This window comes from Streptomyces sp. NPDC055243 (genome assembly GCF_044544025.1).
In the GTDB taxonomy this organism is placed as follows: Bacteria; Actinomycetota; Actinomycetes; order Streptomycetales; family Streptomycetaceae; genus Streptomyces.
In genome coordinates, this window is record NZ_JBITWR010000004.1 from 194,449 (window position 1) to 209,791 (window position 15,343).

The following is a 15,343-nucleotide window of genomic DNA, read 5'->3' on the forward strand; positions in this document are numbered from 1 at the left end:
TGTGGTGGGGGTGGTTGTTGGTCGGTGCTGGCGGGGGTTCTGGGGGGGGGGCCGGGGGGGGGGGGGGGGGCGGTCTTCCCCCCCCCCCCCCCCCCCCCCCACCGGCCTGTCGCAAACTCCTACTGGGGCAGCCCGCGCCAACCCTGCGGGTCCACACCGCCCGGCACGGGAGTCCCCGCGTCGTAAGGCTCCCGCGTGAAGAAGAACGACCCCAGATCGAGATGGCTCACCGACCCGTCGGGCCGCCGCACCGCCCGCAGCCGCTCCCCGGCGAAGTAGCCGTCGAGCCCGGTCCAGGCGCCGTCGCCGTGCGGCCGGAACAACGACCCGCGGCCATAACCCGTAAGAGGCGTCAGCTCCAGCGCCCCGTCAGCCTTCGGCCTCAGCACAAAGGTGCTCGTCCCCCAGTACCAGGGCCCCGCCAGCTCCAGCAGCCCCTCGTCCAGCTCGGGCAGGGGACGCCACTCCGCGGGGATACGCGGCTCGGCCTCGGCCACGATCTTCAGCAGGTCGAAAGCCAACGCGGTCACGGCAGGCCCGGAGGTGCAGTTGGTCAGCGTGACCGCCACCAGGCCGTCCTCCTCGCTCGCCCACAGCCCGGCCATGAAGCCCGGCAGCGAGCCCCCGTGCCCGACCAGCGTGCGCCCCTCCCCACGGATCAGCTGCGTGCCCAGGCCGTACGTCACGTCCCAGTCCCCCGGCAGCGCGGGCGACGCCGGCGCACGCATCTCCCGTACCGAATCGGCGGACAGGACCCGGTCGTCGCCCTTCAGAAGGAAGGCGGCGAAGCGCGCCAGGTCCGCCGTCGTGGACCACAGCTGCCCGGCCGGAGCCATGAGGCCCAGATCCTCGGCCGGTTCGGGCATCATCACGTCCGCCCACGGATGGACGGCCCAGCCGCCCGCGTGCGGCGCCTGCGGCTGCGCACTCGTACGGTCGAGGCCCAGCGGCTCCAAGACCTCCCGCCGCAGCACAGCTTCCCAGGAGTCCCCACGCAGCGCCTCGATCAACGAACCGAGCAACGTATAGCCGGGGTTGGAGTAGTGGAACCGGCGACCGGTGGGGTGCTTGAAAGGCTGCTCGCCGAGTACGTCCCCGAGCTCGGGACGCTGCGAGGCGGGCGTACGCTCCCACCACTCCCCGGGCGTCTCGGCCGCCAACCCGCTGGTGTGCGCGAGGAGTTCAAGAATAGTAGCGTCGCCTGCGGCCGTGCCCGGGAGGTGCTTCTCCAACGGGTCGGAGAGATCAAGGGCGCCCTCGTCGCGCAGCCGCATCACCAGCACGGCGGTGAAGGTCTTGGTGATCGAGCCGATGCGGTACTGGACGTTCTCGTCCGGCGCGTGCCCCTCGACGCAGGTGCGCCCCTCCGTCCACACCAACTCGCCGTCCCTGAGCACCGAGGCGACGAGCGAGGGGGCCCGCCCCTCCGCCTGAGCGGTGGCGACACGGTGCAGCAAAGCTCGGCGGGTGGTGGGCAGCAACTCTTCACGGGGTGATGTCATGGCCCTAGTCCACCCGCGAAGAAGCCGCACGTCGAACGAATTCCACCGACCGCGCTACGCGGAACGCGTACCCGTGGCGCCGAGGCATGGCAGCCCTCGGCGAAACCTCGCGGCACCCGCCCTGAGGTACCTCGGTCACTGCTACGTCTGTGCCATGTCCACGAAGCGTGAGTAGTGGCCCTGGAAAGCGACCGTGATCGTCGCCGTCGGACCGTTACGGTGCTTGCCCACGATGATGTCCGCCTCGCCCGCGCGCGGCGATTCCTTCTCGTACGCGTCCTCGCGGTGCAGCAGGATCACCATGTCCGCGTCCTGCTCGATCGATCCGGATTCACGCAGGTCGGAGACCTGGGGCTTCTTGTCCGTGCGCTGCTCGGGGCCACGGTTCAGCTGCGAGAGCGCGATGACCGGGACCTCGAGCTCCTTGGCGAGCAGCTTCAGGTTTCGCGACATGTCCGAGACTTCCTGCTGGCGGCTCTCGGCGCGCTTGGAACCACCGGACTGCATCAGCTGCAGATAGTCGATGATCACCATCTTGATGTCCGCGCGCTGCTTGAGACGACGGCACTTCGCACGGATCTCCATCATCGACAGGTTCGGGGAGTCGTCGATGTAGAGCGGGGCCGCGGAGACCTCGGGCATGCGGCGCGCGAGCCTCGTCCAGTCCTCGTCCGTCATCGTGCCGGAGCGCATGTGGTGCAGCGCCACCCGTGCCTCCGCGGACAGCAGACGCATCGCGATCTCGTTGCGCCCCATTTCCAGGGAGAAGATGACGCTGGGCAGGTTGTGCTTGATGGAGGCAGCGCGCGCGAAGTCGAGCGCCAGCGTGGACTTACCCATGGCGGGACGGGCGGCGATGACGATCATCTGGCCGGGGTGCAGGCCGTTCGTCAGCGAGTCGAAGTCGGTGAAGCCCGTCGGCACGCCGGTCATCTCGCCGCTGCGCGAACCGATCGCCTCGATCTCGTCGAGCGCGCCCTCCATGATGTCGCCGAGCGGCAGATAGTCCTCGCTGGTGCGCTGCTCGGTGACCGCGTAGATCTCGGCCTGGGCGCTGTTGACGATCTCGTCCACGTCGCCGTCGGCCGCGTATCCCATCTGGGTGATGCGCGTGCCCGCCTCGACGAGGCGACGCAGGACCGCCCGCTCGTGGACGATCTCCGCGTAGTACTCGGCGTTCGCCGCCGTCGGCACCGTCTGCACCAGCGTGTGCAGATACGAGGCCCCGCCGACCTTGGTGATCTCGCCGCGCTTGGTGAGCTCGGCCGCCGCGGTGATCGGGTCGGCAGGCTCGCCCTTGGCGTACAGGTCGAGGATCGCCGTGTAGATCGTCTCGTGCGCCGGCCGGTAGAAATCGTGGCCCTTGAGCACCTCGACCACATCGGCGATGGCGTCCTTGGAGAGCAGCATGCCGCCGAGCACGGACTGCTCGGCGTCGAGATCCTGCGGCGGTACGCGCTCGAAGGCGGTGCCTCCGCCATCCCAGCCGCCGCCCTCACGCCCGCGGTCGTGCTGCTCGTCGCGGCCCCTGCCCCCGTCGCGGCGCTGCCGGGAGGCGGGCAGACGGTCACTGGGACCGCTGTCGGCCCAGGGGTCGTCCAAGGGCTCGGAAATGCTCACCGGGCCACCTCCCTCACGTCCGCCACGCGGACCTCGCCGTGCCTTTCTTTCTTACGGCACGACACTGACAAATGGGCGGCCCAACTCCGGTTCTGACGCGTCGGTTTTACAGGCTTTCCGAGGTCGGATCACGAGGGGGGCGCCGCACCACGGTAGGCCCGTGGGCACCGTCAGCCAATCTGGTTATCCACAGGCGGTGTGGATGACGGGCGCGTTGCTGTGGAGAACCCCGCCAAACCTGTGCACGGCTCGGTGGACAGGCCTGTGAACAAGCACTCAGCGTTCCGAACAAACACGTCCTGACCTGCGACTTTCCCATCCACCGGCTGTGCAGAAGAAAAACTTCCCCAGTCGGACCAAGATCGTGCCAAACAGCGCCCCGAAGAGTGTCCCACTCGAGACCAAGTAAGGGTCCCTACTACATTGCATCTCTTACCTGTGGAAGATTAGATTGGTGTCCATGACACAGGCTCCCGCGGCACCCAAGGCCGCTCGGCGACAGCATGACCGAGAGATCATCGCCCTCGCCGTTCCCGCCTTCGGCGCACTCGTCGCCGAGCCTCTCTTCGTGATGGCCGACAGCGCCATCGTGGGCCACCTCGGCACCGCACAACTGGCCGGTCTCGGCGTCGCCTCGGCGCTCCTCACCACCGCCGTGAGCGTCTTCGTCTTCCTCGCCTATGCGACCACGGCCGCCGTGGCCCGCCGGGTCGGCGCCGGAGATCTCCAGTCCGCCATCCGCCAGGGCATGGACGGCATCTGGCTCGCCCTCCTGCTCGGGGCCGCCGTCATCGCCGTCGTCCTGCCCACCGCACCCGCGCTCGTGGAGCTCTTCGGCGCATCGGACACTGCGGCCCCGTACGCGATCACGTACCTCCGCATCTCCTCGCTCGGCATCCCCGCCATGCTCGTCGTGCTCGCCTCCACCGGTGTCCTGCGCGGTCTGCAGGACACCAAGACTCCGCTGTACGTGGCGATCGGCGGCTTCATCGCCAACGGCGTCCTGAACGTGGCCCTCGTCTACGGCGCCGGCTGGGGCATCGCCGGATCCGCCTGGGGCACCGTCATCGCCCAGTGCGCGATGGCCGCCGTGTACCTCTTCGTCGTCGTACGCGGAGCCAGACGCCACGGCGCCTCCCTGCGCCCCGACGCAGCCGGTATCAGGGCTTGCGCCCAAGCAGGCGCACCGCTCCTCGTCCGTACGCTCTCGCTGCGGGCGATCCTGATGATCGCGACCGCGGTGGCGGCCCGCCTCGGTGACGCCGATGTGGCCGCCCACCAGATCATCCTGTCCCTGTGGAGCCTGCTGGCCTTCGCGCTCGACGCCATCGCCATCGCCGGCCAGGCGATCATCGGCCGCTATCTGGGCGCGAACGATGCCCAGGGTGCGCGTGACGTCTGCCGCCGCATGGTGCAGTGGGGCATCGCCTCGGGGGTCGTGCTCGGCGGCCTTGTCGTCCTCGCCCGGCCGCTGTTCATCCCGCTCTTCACCAGCGACTCCGTCGTCCAGGACGCTGCCCTGCCCGCGCTCGTGGTGGTGGCCATCTCCCAGCCGATCTGCGGGATCGTCTACGTGCTCGACGGCGTCCTGATGGGAGCGGGGGACGGCCCGTACCTGGCCTGGGCGATGCTGGCCACGCTGGCCGTCTTCGCTCCGGTGGCACTCCTCGTGCCGACCTTCGGCGGCGGACTGACTGCCGTCTGGGCGGCGATGACACTGATGATGACGGTGCGCATGGTCACCCTGTGGCTGCGTACGCGCTCCGGGCGCTGGATCGTCACCGGCGCTACCCGCTGATCCCGGACCGCTCGCCGTTTCACGTGAAACACGTTGGGCCGCACCCTGAGGGTGCGGCCCAACGGTTGTGCTTCAGCTCTGCCAAGCGCAGTGCTTAGGCGGAGACGACCTCGATGTTGACCTTGGCGGCAACCTCGGGGTGCAGACGCACGGACGTCGCGTGGGCGCCCAGCGTCTTGATCGGCGCGCCCAGCTCGACACGACGCTTGTCGATCTTCGGACCACCGGCGGCCTCGATCGCCGAAGCGACGTCAGCCGGGGTGACGGAACCGAAGAGACGACCGGCGTCGCCGGAGCGGACGGCCAGACGGACCTTGACGCCCTCGAGCTGGGCCTTGACCTCGTTGGCCTGCTCGATGGTCGCGATCTCGTGGATCTTGCGAGCACGACGGATCTGCTCGACGTCCTTTTCGCCACCCTTGGTCCAGCGGATCGCAAAGTTCCGCGGGATCAGGTAGTTGCGGGCGTAGCCGTCCTTGACGTCTACGACCTCGCCGGCGGCACCGAGGCCGGAGACCTCGTGGGTGAGGATGATCTTCATTATTCGGTCACCCTTCCCTTATCGCGCGGTGGACGTGTAGGGCAGCAGCGCCATCTCACGGCTGTTCTTCACGGCCGTGGCGACGTCACGCTGGTGCTGCGTGCAGTTGCCGGTCACGCGGCGGGCACGGATCTTGCCGCGGTCGGAAATGAACTTCCGCAGCATGTTCGTGTCCTTGTAGTCCACGTACGTGACCTTGTCCTTGCAGAATGCGCAGACCTTCTTCTTAGGCTTGCGCACAGGCGGCTTCGCCATTGTGTCTCTCCTGTGTGATCAAGAAGTGTGGGAACGGCCCGCCCCTGGCCCTGAGGCCTAGAAGGGGGGCTCGTCCGAGTAGCCGCCGCCAGAGCCGCCGGAGGAGCCGCCGGAGCTTCCGCCCCAGCCACCGCCACCGCCCTGCTGCTGGCCGCCGCCGGCCGGCGCACCGGTCGCCCAGGGGTCGTCGGCGGGAGCACCGCCGCCGCCCTGAGGCTGACCGCCACCGGAGCCGCCGCCCCAGTTGCCGCCGCCCTGCTGGCCGCCGCCACCGCCGCCGAATCCGCCGCCCTGGCCGCCTCGACCCGTGGTCTTGGTGACCTTGGCCGTGGCGTTCTTCAAGCTGGCGCCGACTTCCTCGACGTCCAGCTCGTAGACCGTGCGCTTGACGCCCTCACGGTCCTCGTAGGACCGCTGCTTCAACCGGCCCTGCACGACGACGCGCATGCCTCGCTGAAGCGACTCCGCGACGTTCTCCGCCGCCTGACGCCAGACCGAGCAGGTGAGGAAGAGGCTTTCGCCGTCCTTCCACTCATTGGTCTGACGGTCGAAGGTGCGGGGAGTGGACGCGACACGGAACTTCGCGACCGCCGCACCGGACGGGGTGAAGCGCAGCTCGGGGTCGTCGACAAGATTGCCGACGACCGTGATGACGGTCTCGCCTGCCATGGGGGAACCTCTCGGCGGGTTTGCTGCTGGCTGCTTTTGCTGCTGCTACTCGGATCCCGAGTACCGCTGAGCTGGGAAGCTCAGTGGGTCTCGGGACGGAGGACCTTGGTCCGGAGGACCGACTCGTTCAGGTTCATCTGGCGGTCGAGCTCCTTGACGACCGCAGGCTCGGCCTGCAGGTCGATGACCGAGTAGATGCCCTCGGGCTTCTTCTTGATCTCGTACGAGAGACGACGACGGCCCCAGGTGTCGACCTTCTCAACCTTTCCGTTGCCCTCACGGACGACGGAGAGGAAGTTCTCGATCAACGGGGAGACAGCGCGCTCCTCGAGATCGGGGTCGAGGATGACCATCACTTCGTAGTGACGCATGTGGAACCCACCTCCTTTGGACTCAGCGGCCACGGTCGTTCCGTGGCAGGAGGGTCGTGATGCGTACGCAACGGTATCGGCAGCCACTGACAATCGGGCTCCCCGATCGGTAGACCGATCGGGAGTCCCTGCCATGGCCTGGGCAGACACCGGTGCAGACGGTACAGACTACCCGCACCTGGGCTTCCGGTTGAAATCCGGCGGGCGGCGGGCAGAATCTGTACACATCGGGTGTGTATGGCGCTACGATGCGCCGCCTTACGCAGGAGGTGCCTCATGGCACAGACATTGCGACCCAACACCGCTGGTTCTCTCTTCGCCACGGACGGCAAGGCCCATCCCATGCAGGACACGCTGCTCGGCGTGACCCTGATCCTGGGTGCGATCGCCTTCGTCTCGGCGATGTTCCACAACCTCCACCTGCTCAGCTCCTGGGCCGGTCTGGTGGGGATCGCCACGGGTGCTTGGGGACAGTTCATCTCCGAGACGACCCGCGAGCGCTTCGGTCTGATCCTCGGCCTGGGCGCATCGGCGGTCGGATTCTTCCTGGGCATGGCACACGGCGGCCTCTTCGGCGGCCTCTGGTAGCCGCCCCCTGGACGCCCCCGCCGCACAGAGGCCGGGGGCCAAGGTTCCGTACGCCCAGACGGGGCGCTCTCGGGGCACAGTAGGCTTCGGCGCGAGAGCCGGAGCCCCTGTACCCATGGGGACACACCAGCCGAGGAGCGCCCCGAATGAGTCTGACCCTGAGGACCATCAGTCGCGAGCAGCATCTGGCGTACATCCAGAGCCTGCCGTCGGCGAGTCATTGCCAGGTCCCGGCATGGGCGGATGTGAAGAGTGAATGGCGTTCGGAGAACCTGGGCTGGTTCGACGACCGGACCGGCGAACTCGTCGGTGCGGGCCTGGTGCTCTACCGGCAGTTGCCCAAGGTGAAGCGCTACCTCGCTTACCTTCCCGAAGGCCCGGTCATCAACTGGTACGCGCCGAACCTGGACGACTGGCTGCAGCCGATGCTCGCGCATCTGAAGCGGCAGGGCGCCTTCTCCGTGAAGATGGGCCCGCCGGTCGTCATCCGGCGCTGGGACGCCCCCGCGATCAAGTCGGGCATCCAGGACCCGGACGTGAAGCGACTGCGGGACGTCGAGGCCACGCACATCGAGCCGCGTGCCTTCGAAGTGTCCGACCGGCTGCGGAAGATGGGCTGGCAGCAGGGCGAGGACGGCGGCGCCGGCTTCGGCGACGTCCAGCCGCGTTACGTCTTCCAAGTACCGCTGGCCAACCGCTCCTTGGACGAGGTCCTCAAGGGCTTCAACCAGCTGTGGCGACGCAACATCAAGAAGGCCGAGAAGGCCGGCGTCGAGGTCGTCCAGGGCGGTTACGAGGACCTCGCCGAATGGCAGCGCCTCTACGAGATCACCGCGATCCGCGACAAGTTCCGGCCGCGGCCGCTGGGTTACTTCCAGCAGATGTGGCGGACCCTCAACTCCGAGGATCCCAACCGCATGCGGCTGTACTTCGCGCGGCACAACGGCGTGAACCTGTCCGCGGCGACGATGCTCGTCGTCGGCGGACACGTCTGGTACTCCTACGGCGCGTCGGACAACATCGGCCGCGAGGTCAGGCCCTCGAACGCGATGCAGTGGCGGATGCTCCGGGACGCCTACGCGCTCGGCGCCACCGTCTACGACTTGCGGGGCATCTCCGACTCCCTGGACGAGACCGACCACCTGTTCGGACTGATTCAGTTCAAGGTGGGCACGGGTGGAGAGGCTGTCGAGTACATCGGCGAGTGGGACTTCCCGCTCAACAAGCTGCTCCACAAGGCGCTCGACATCTACATGTCGCGCCGCTGACCGCACTGCCCGGGCACAATTCGCAGCATCACAAATAGTCTTCATACCTCTGATACACCGCAGCCACGAGAAAGGTTCCGGGATCCGGCCATGGCGCTCACGCTCTATGTCGACACCGCGCGCTGGCGGGCACACCACAAGCACGTGCTGGAGCAGTTCCCGGGAATCGTCCCGGTCTGCAAGGGCAACGGCTACGGCTTCGGTCACGAGCGCCTCGCGGAGGAAGCGACCCGCTTCGGCTCCGACATCCTCGCCGTCGGCACCACGTACGAAGCCGCCCGGATCAAGGACTGGTTCAGCGGTGATCTGCTGGTCCTGACCCCGTTCCGGCGGGGCGAGGAGCCCGTGCCGCTGCCCGACCGCGTCATCCGCTCCGTGTCGTCCCTGGACGGCGTACACGGCCTCGTGGGCGCCCGCGTCGTCATCGAGGTCATGTCCTCGATGAAGCGGCACGGCGTGAGCGAGCAGGAGCTCTCACAGCTGCACGCGGCCATCGAGGACGTACGGCTCGAGGGCTTCGCGATCCACCTGCCGCTCGACCGCACCGACGGCTCGGACGCCGTCGAGGAGGTCATCGGCTGGATGGACCGGCTGCGTGCCGCCCGTCTTCCGCTGCACACGATGTTCGTCAGCCACCTCAAGGCCAACGAACTCGCCCGCCTGCAGCAGCAGTTCCCGCAGACGCGCTTCCGGGCGCGCATCGGTACGCATCTGTGGCTGGGCGACCACGAGGCCACCCAGTACCGCGGTGCCGTCCTGGACGTCACGCAGGTGACCAAGGGCGACCGCTTCGGCTACCGCCAGCAGAAGGTCGCCTCCGACGGCTGGCTGGTCGTCGTCGCGGGCGGCACGTCGCACGGCGTCGGCCTGGAGGCCCCGAAGGCGCTGCACGGCATGGTGCCGCGTGCGAAGGGCGTGGCCCGCGCGGGTCTCGCGACCGTCAACCGCAACCTGTCGCCGTTCGTCTGGGGCGGCAAGCAGCGCTGGTTCGCCGAGCCGCCGCACATGCAGGTCTCCATCCTCTTCGTGCCATCGGACGCACCCGAGCCGAAGGTGGGCGAGGAGCTGGTGGCCCATCTGCGGCACACCACCACGCAGTTCGACCGCATCGTCGACCGCTGATCACAGCCGGGCCGACGACAGACTGAAGGGCCGGGAGCGACGGTTGTCGCTCCCGGCCCTTCAGTCATTTCCGGCCATTTCGGTGGCCTGTTCGCTCAGGGTGAAACGTCGGTCGACGTCGTTCCCCACCGCACGTAGGTCCCCTCGGTGGAGTGCGCCGCGTGCCTCGGTGGATGGGCCGCCTGCCCGAGGACGAAGACGTCCTGCGCACCGTCCAGGACGCCCCCGGAGGGGTCGTCGTCACCGGACCGGCGAACCGGGTCCCTCTCCGGCATCAGGATGTCGCGCACGACCACGGCACACAGGTACAGCGTCCCCAGCAGGTGCACCACGATGGCGAGTTGATAGCCCTCGGTCGGCAGTCCCTTGTGGGCGTCTCCGCTTGTCGTGTACGCGAGATACAGCCAGATCCCCAGGAAGTACGCGACCTCGCACGCCTGCCAGATGAGGAAGTCACGCCAGCGCGGCCGGGCCAGCGCGGCGAGGGGAATCAGCCACAGTACGTACTGCGGCGAGTAGACCTTGTTGGTGAGGATGAACGCGGCGACCACCAGGAAGGCGAGCTGCGCGAAGCGCGGGCGGCGCGGCGCGGTCAGGCCCAGCGCGCCGACTCCGAGGCAGGCCAGGAGCATCAGCGCCGTCGCCAGGGTGTTGACCGTGTCCGTCGACAGCGGATCGTCCATGCGCTGCGAGAGGATCAGCCAGAACGAGCCGAAGTCGACGCCCCGTTCCTGGCTGAAGGTGTAGAACTTCGCCCAGCCCTCACGGATGTGGAAGCCCGTAGCGTCGTGCGTGATCATCACGGGCAGGTTCACCACGAGCCAGGCCCCCACCGCGGCCCCGGCCGTCATGAAGAAGGGCCGCCAGCGCCCCGCCCGCCAGCACAGGATGAGCAGCGGGCCCAGGAGCAGCGCCGGATAGAGCTTCGCGGCGGTCGCCAGGCCGAGCAGGACACCGGCGGCCAGCGTCCCCCCACGGGCCCACATCAGCATCGCGGCGGCCGTCAGAGCGACGGCGAAGAGATCCCAGTTGATGGTGGCCGTCAACGCGAAGGCGGGCGCCAGGGCGACCATCAGGCCGTCCCAGGGGCGGCGCCGGTGGGTGCGGGCGACACAGACGGCGATGACTGCCGTACAGGCCATCAGCATCCCCGCGTTGACCATCCAGTAGAACTTCTCCTGGTGCTGGATGCTGCCGCTGCCCGGGGTCAGCCAGGAGGCCACCTCCATGAACACACCGGTCAGCACCGGGTATTCGAGGTACTCCATGTCGCCGGGCAGCTTGTCGAAGTAGGGCACGAGCCCGTCGGCGAAGCCGCGCCCCTGGTAGAGGTGCGGGATGTCGGAGTAGCAGGCATGCGTGTACTGCGAGCTCGCGCCCTGGAACCAGGCGCCGTCGTAGCACGGCATCTTCTGCACCATGCCGAGCGCGAACATCCCGATCGCCACGAGCGCGATGACGCGTACGGGAGTCCACCACGTCGCCGCGTACAGCACTCTGCGGCCGATGGGTCCACCGATCAGCTCGCTGCCGGCCGCGGCGACCTCGTCCTCCTTGGTCGGCCGTACGGGCTCCGGCTGGTGTGCACCTGGGGTCTTGTGCACGCTCGTGCGCGTCGTCTCTGCACTGGGCATGCCGCACATCCTGCCGTACGCACCTGAGAACACGACGAGGGCCGCCATACCGGTGCGGTGTGGCGGCCCTCGTCAGCGCCTGGCGGCGCATGTTTCACGTGAAACCGTGCGTTTCACGTGAAACACACGCACGGGGAACCCCGGTCAGCCTGTCGGACCTCCGAGCCAGCCTCCGTTGCCGCTTCCGTTGTTGCCACCGCCACCCGATGGCTCATCGGTGGCCGGTGGCGACTCCCCGCCGGTACTGCCGTCGCTGTCGCCGCCTTCTGCCGCACCGCCGTTGTTGTTGCACTGCAAGTCCCAGTCGGCACAAGACTCAGTGGGGTCGGGACTCCCCGAGGGGGTCGGGGACGGACCGGTGTCCGAAGGAGTCGGCGAGGGGGACTTCTCCGGCTCCTCGGTCTTCGACGGGGTCGGGCTCGGGGCCGGCGGCGGAGTCTCCCCGACGACCGTACCGATCGGATCCGGGACCGGGAAGTTCCGCACAGGCTCGCCCTTCAGGGCCCGCTCCATGTAGTCCTTCCAGATCTGCGCGGGGAACGAAGCTCCGTGGATCTTCTCCTCGCCACCCGTGCCGAACATCTCCAGGAACTCGCGCTTCTTGTTCCCTTCGTTGTCGTCGAGGCGGTACATGCTGATCGCGGTGGACAGCTGCGGGGTGTACCCGACGAACCAGGCGGACTTGTTTCCGTCGGTCGTACCGGTCTTGCCCGCGACCTGGCGGCCGCTCAGCTGGGCCGAGGTGCCCGTGCCCTTCTCGACGACGGTCCTGAGCACGTCGGTGACGTTGTCGGCGACCGAGTTGTCGAAGGCCCGCTTGGGCTGCGACTTGTGCTGGTAGACGGTGTTGCCCTTGTGCTCGACCTTCGTGACCGAGTACGGATCGTTCTGCTCGCCGCTGGACGCGAAGGTGGAGTAGGCGCCGGCCATGCGGATCGCACTCGGAGAGGACGTTCCGAGAGAGAAGGACGGATAGTTGGCGCTGGCCAGGCTGTTCTCCTTGATGCCGGAGGCGATGGCCGCCTCCTTCACCTTGTCCAGGCCGACGTCCATGCCGAGCTGCACATAGGCCGAGTTGACCGACTCCCTCATCGCCTCGCGGAGGTCGATCTGATAGGTCGGCGCGTTGTAGCTCTGGTCACCGTCGTTGGTCTGGAGCCACTCCTTGCCTTCCTTGTCCGTCCAGATGCTGCCGTCGTAGTTCTCGATCTTGAGCTTGTTCTTGCCGCTGTAGAGGCTCTTGGGGTTGACGATCGTGCGCTGGCCCTCGCCCTGATCCGGCAACCCCTCCTTGTCGCGCGTCCCGTCCTTGAAGGCCGCGGCCAGCACGAAGGGCTTGAACGTCGAGCCGACCTGCGCACCGGTCTGGTCCGCGTTGTTGGTGAAGTGCTTGGTCGCGTCCTCACCGCCGTAGATGGCCTCGATCGCGCCGTTCTTGGGATTCACGGACGCGCCGCCGAACTGGACGTGGGTGTCCTTGTCCTTGCGCAGCTTGGGCTTGATCTTCGCCTTGCGGACCTTCTCCACGGACTTTTCGAGCTTGTCGACCTTGCTCTTGTCGAAGGTCGTGTGGATCTCGTAGCCGCCCTGTTGGAGATCGTTGGCCGTGATCTGCCCGTCACTGTTGTTGATCACATACGCCTTGGCCAGGTCGACCAGGTAACCGACCTGACCGCCCAGCTGAGCGTTGGAGCGGGGGTTCTCCAGCCTCGGGAACTTCGTGTACTTGTTCCGGGTCTCGGCGGTCAGGTGACCGTCCTTGACCTCCTCGTCGAGGATCCACTTCCAGCGCTTCGTGGCGCGCGCGGTGTTGGCTTCCCGCGAGGCGGCAGGGTCGACCTCGGGGGAGCCCGCCGGGTCGTAGTACGTGGCGCCCTTGAGGACCGTCGCCAGGAGCGCGCACTCGCTGGGGTTCAGCTCCTGGGCGTCCTTGCCGAAGTAGGCACGGGCGGCGGCCTGGATTCCGTAGGCGCCGCGGCCGTAGTAGGCGGTGTTGAGATACCCCGCCATGATCTTCTCCTTGGACTCCTGCCGGCCCACCTTTATGGAGATGAAGAGCTCTTTGAACTTACGCGTGAACGTCTGCGACTGGTCGCCCAGGCGCGCGTTCTTCACGTACTGCTGAGTGATGGTCGAGCCACCCTGGGTCTCGCCGCCCTTGGCCATGTTGACCAGGGCGCGCGTGATGCCCATCGGGTCGACGCCCTTGTCGTCCTCGAACGTCTTGTTCTCGGCGGAGATGACGGCGGTCCGCATCTCCTTGGGGATCTTGTCGTAGTCGATGATCTGGCGGTTCGTCTCGCCGCCGGTGGCGACCATCTGCTTGCCGTTGGCCCAGTAGTAGACGTTGTTCTGCGCCTTGGCCGCTTCGTCGACCTTCGGCACCTCCACCAGGGCGTACGCGATCCCCGTGACCGCCATCAGGCTGCCGACGAACCCGACGAACAGGCCGGTGACAAGGCGCCAGGACGGCACCCAGCGCCGCAGACCGTCCTTGTCCGCGCGCGGGTAGTCGATGAACCGCTTCTTGCGGGGCTCATGACCGCCACGGCCTCGACCGCGGCCGGGCCCGTTCGGGCCGCCACCACCACGCCGACCGCCGCCACCGGCGCCTCCGCGCCCGGCACCGGACCCGTCGGGAGCTCTGCGGCGGCTTCCGCCCGCGCCGACAGCGCCACTGCGCTGCGCGGCACGACGGGCTTCGGCGCGGCCGCCGTAGGAACGGTCCCCGTCGTCGGGGGCCCCTGTTCCGTGCGAGCCGGTTGAGGAAGTGGGTGATCCAGTGGCGCCACGCGGTGCCGCGCGGCGACCCGACGACGCGCCTGGGACGCCGCGTCTGGCCGCGGCGCGTCCGCCGCCCTGCGGCTGCGGCGGTTTGCGACGGTGCTCGCTCATCGAACGATTACTCCTCGGGCAGGCGCAGGTATCCGCGCCTGGAAACGGCGGCTGGTTTCCGGTCCCCCCGAAGTACGGATGCGCCCATCCCAGCGCTCACCCGCACTACACCAGGGTCAACGACGCCCTCACGCGTCACTTGGTTCCCGGCGGTCTGCATGGCGCACAGACTACGCACCGTCAAAACCCTCTTAGGGCAGAAGTTCACCCCAAATCAGGCAAGTTACTTCCTACGAATCGGTGATGTGATGCCGTTCACCGTTTCCCCCCTTGCCTCAGCAGGTGGGCCGTTCTATCGTCTCGATGTATCGAGTCGATACATCAGCTCGGCATAAAGACCGTGCAGACAGACGCTGGCAGACGGGAGGGCGAAGATGAGCAGACGCTCCGGCATCCTCGAGTTCGCCGTGCTCGGTCTGCTGCGCGAGTCCCCGATGCACGGCTATGAGCTGCGTAAACGCCTCAATACATCGCTGGGAGTGTTCCGCGCCTTCAGCTACGGGACGCTCTACCCCTGCCTCAAGACGCTGGTCGCCAACGGCTGGTTGATCGAGGAATCGGGTGGCACCCCCGAGGAGGCCCTTGCGGCCCCCCTCACCGGGCGCCGCGCCAAGATCGTCTATCGGTTGACGGCAGAAGGTAAGGAGCACTTCGAGGAGCTGCTCTCACAGACCGGCCCCGACGCGTACGAGGACGAACACTTCGCCGCCCGCTTCGCCTTCTTCGGGCAGACATCGCGGGACGTACGCATGCGGGTGCTCGAGGGGCGTCGCAGCCGCCTCGAGGAGCGTCTGGAGAAGATGCGCGCCTCCCTGGCCCGTACCCGGGAGCGCCTGGACGACTACACGCTTGAGCTGCAGCGGCACGGAATGGAGTCCGTGGAGCGCGAAGTGCGCTGGCTGAACGAGCTCATCGAGAGCGAGCGAGCGGGGCGGGACCAGCAACGGTCCGCCCCGGACAGCTCCGCTCAGCACGACAGCACATCTGGGGAGTCGGGCGGCCTGCCCCGGCGGCGGGACACGAACCCGCCGCCGGATCCGTCCGATGACACCGCCAAGTGAGGCCCAGCGGTCCGCAGGG

General features: G+C 67.8%; 13 protein-coding genes. 5 read left to right on the forward strand and 8 right to left on the reverse strand.

Going from position 1 to position 15,343, the window contains the following annotated elements; genetic code table 11:
* Positions 1-119 precede the first annotated feature (119 nt).
* Entirely contained in the window at positions 120-1,502 is a 1,383-nt protein-coding gene (locus tag ACIGXX_RS13735; protein ID WP_399975479.1) for a serine hydrolase domain-containing protein, read from the reverse strand.
* A gap of 141 nt (positions 1,503-1,643) precedes the next feature.
* Complete coding sequence (dnaB, locus tag ACIGXX_RS13740; protein ID WP_344525039.1) at positions 1,644-3,122, reverse strand: replicative DNA helicase; 1,479 nt, start codon at positions 3,120-3,122, stop codon at positions 1,644-1,646.
* A gap of 460 nt (positions 3,123-3,582) precedes the next feature.
* On the opposite strand from dnaB, the gene ACIGXX_RS13745 reads away from it, so the two are divergent.
* Entirely contained in the window at positions 3,583-4,920 is a 1,338-nt protein-coding gene (locus ACIGXX_RS13745) for an MATE family efflux transporter (protein ID WP_361472684.1), read from the forward strand.
* Positions 4,921-5,014: 94 nt separating this feature from the next.
* On the opposite strand, the gene rplI is transcribed toward ACIGXX_RS13745, so the two are convergent.
* The 4 genes from rplI to rpsF all read right to left on the reverse strand — a co-directional run bounded on the left by rplI (position 5,015) and on the right by rpsF (position 6,756).
* Positions 5,015-5,461 carry a 50S ribosomal protein L9 gene (gene rplI / locus ACIGXX_RS13750; protein WP_249588914.1) on the reverse strand — a complete coding sequence of 149 codons (447 nt, stop codon included), beginning with the start codon at positions 5,459-5,461 and terminating at the stop codon, positions 5,015-5,017.
* A gap of 18 nt (positions 5,462-5,479) precedes the next feature.
* The gene (gene rpsR / locus ACIGXX_RS13755; RefSeq protein WP_003949403.1) at positions 5,480-5,716 is read right to left on the reverse strand and encodes a 30S ribosomal protein S18; all 237 of its coding nucleotides are present in this window, start codon (positions 5,714-5,716) and stop codon (positions 5,480-5,482) included.
* Between the two features lie 57 nt (positions 5,717-5,773).
* On the reverse strand, positions 5,774-6,385 hold the full coding sequence (locus ACIGXX_RS13760; protein ID WP_351169228.1) for a single-stranded DNA-binding protein: 612 nt from the start codon (positions 6,383-6,385) through the stop codon (positions 5,774-5,776).
* Between the two features lie 80 nt (positions 6,386-6,465).
* Positions 6,466-6,756, reverse strand: coding sequence for a 30S ribosomal protein S6 (gene rpsF, locus ACIGXX_RS13765; protein WP_006604399.1), 291 nt, complete (start codon positions 6,754-6,756; stop codon positions 6,466-6,468).
* Between the two features lie 276 nt (positions 6,757-7,032).
* On the opposite strand from rpsF, the gene ACIGXX_RS13770 reads away from it, so the two are divergent.
* From ACIGXX_RS13770 to ACIGXX_RS13780, 3 genes are all read left to right on the forward strand, one after another.
* The gene (locus ACIGXX_RS13770; protein ID WP_249588912.1) at positions 7,033-7,344 is read left to right on the forward strand and encodes a hypothetical protein; all 312 of its coding nucleotides are present in this window, start codon (positions 7,033-7,035) and stop codon (positions 7,342-7,344) included.
* A gap of 146 nt (positions 7,345-7,490) precedes the next feature.
* Positions 7,491-8,612: a peptidoglycan bridge formation glycyltransferase FemA/FemB family protein gene (locus ACIGXX_RS13775; RefSeq protein ID WP_351169223.1), complete on the forward strand. Its 1,122-nt coding sequence runs from the start codon at positions 7,491-7,493 to the stop codon at positions 8,610-8,612.
* A 90-nt stretch (positions 8,613-8,702) separates the two neighbouring features.
* Complete coding sequence (locus tag ACIGXX_RS13780) at positions 8,703-9,734, forward strand: alanine racemase (RefSeq protein ID WP_351169220.1); 1,032 nt, start codon at positions 8,703-8,705, stop codon at positions 9,732-9,734.
* 95 nt (positions 9,735-9,829) lie between these two features.
* On the opposite strand, the gene ACIGXX_RS13785 is transcribed toward ACIGXX_RS13780, so the two are convergent.
* Together ACIGXX_RS13785 and ACIGXX_RS13790 are read right to left on the reverse strand one after the other, a co-directional pair.
* On the reverse strand, positions 9,830-11,377 hold the full coding sequence (locus tag ACIGXX_RS13785; protein ID WP_361472692.1) for a glycosyltransferase 87 family protein: 1,548 nt from the start codon (positions 11,375-11,377) through the stop codon (positions 9,830-9,832).
* A gap of 135 nt (positions 11,378-11,512) precedes the next feature.
* Positions 11,513-14,263, reverse strand: coding sequence for a transglycosylase domain-containing protein (locus ACIGXX_RS13790; protein WP_399975485.1), 2,751 nt, complete (start codon positions 14,261-14,263; stop codon positions 11,513-11,515).
* Positions 14,264-14,637: 374 nt separating this feature from the next.
* Between ACIGXX_RS13790 and ACIGXX_RS13795 the strand changes: the two genes are divergently transcribed.
* On the forward strand, positions 14,638-15,324 hold the full coding sequence (locus ACIGXX_RS13795) for a helix-turn-helix transcriptional regulator (protein WP_351169210.1): 687 nt from the start codon (positions 14,638-14,640) through the stop codon (positions 15,322-15,324).
* The last annotated feature ends 19 nt before the right edge of the window (positions 15,325-15,343 follow it).

Coding starts and splice junctions, on each gene's coding strand:
- ACIGXX_RS13735 (WP_399975479.1), bottom strand. CDS start 1,502: ATGACATCACCCCGTGAAGAGTTGCTGCCCACCACCCGCCGAGCTTTG.
- rpsR (WP_003949403.1), bottom strand. CDS start 5,716: ATGGCGAAGCCGCCTGTGCGCAAGCCTAAGAAGAAGGTCTGCGCATTC.
- ACIGXX_RS13745 (WP_361472684.1), top strand. CDS start 3,583: ATGACACAGGCTCCCGCGGCACCCAAGGCCGCTCGGCGACAGCATGAC.
- rplI (WP_249588914.1), bottom strand. CDS start 5,461: ATGAAGATCATCCTCACCCACGAGGTCTCCGGCCTCGGTGCCGCCGGC.
- ACIGXX_RS13760 (WP_351169228.1), bottom strand. CDS start 6,385: ATGGCAGGCGAGACCGTCATCACGGTCGTCGGCAATCTTGTCGACGAC.
- rpsF (WP_006604399.1), bottom strand. CDS start 6,756: ATGCGTCACTACGAAGTGATGGTCATCCTCGACCCCGATCTCGAGGAG.
- ACIGXX_RS13780 (WP_351169220.1), top strand. CDS start 8,703: ATGGCGCTCACGCTCTATGTCGACACCGCGCGCTGGCGGGCACACCAC.
- ACIGXX_RS13795 (WP_351169210.1), top strand. CDS start 14,638: ATGAGCAGACGCTCCGGCATCCTCGAGTTCGCCGTGCTCGGTCTGCTG.
- ACIGXX_RS13790 (WP_399975485.1), bottom strand. CDS start 14,263: ATGAGCGAGCACCGTCGCAAACCGCCGCAGCCGCAGGGCGGCGGACGC.
- ACIGXX_RS13775 (WP_351169223.1), top strand. CDS start 7,491: ATGAGTCTGACCCTGAGGACCATCAGTCGCGAGCAGCATCTGGCGTAC.
- ACIGXX_RS13770 (WP_249588912.1), top strand. CDS start 7,033: ATGGCACAGACATTGCGACCCAACACCGCTGGTTCTCTCTTCGCCACG.
- ACIGXX_RS13785 (WP_361472692.1), bottom strand. CDS start 11,377: ATGTGCGGCATGCCCAGTGCAGAGACGACGCGCACGAGCGTGCACAAG.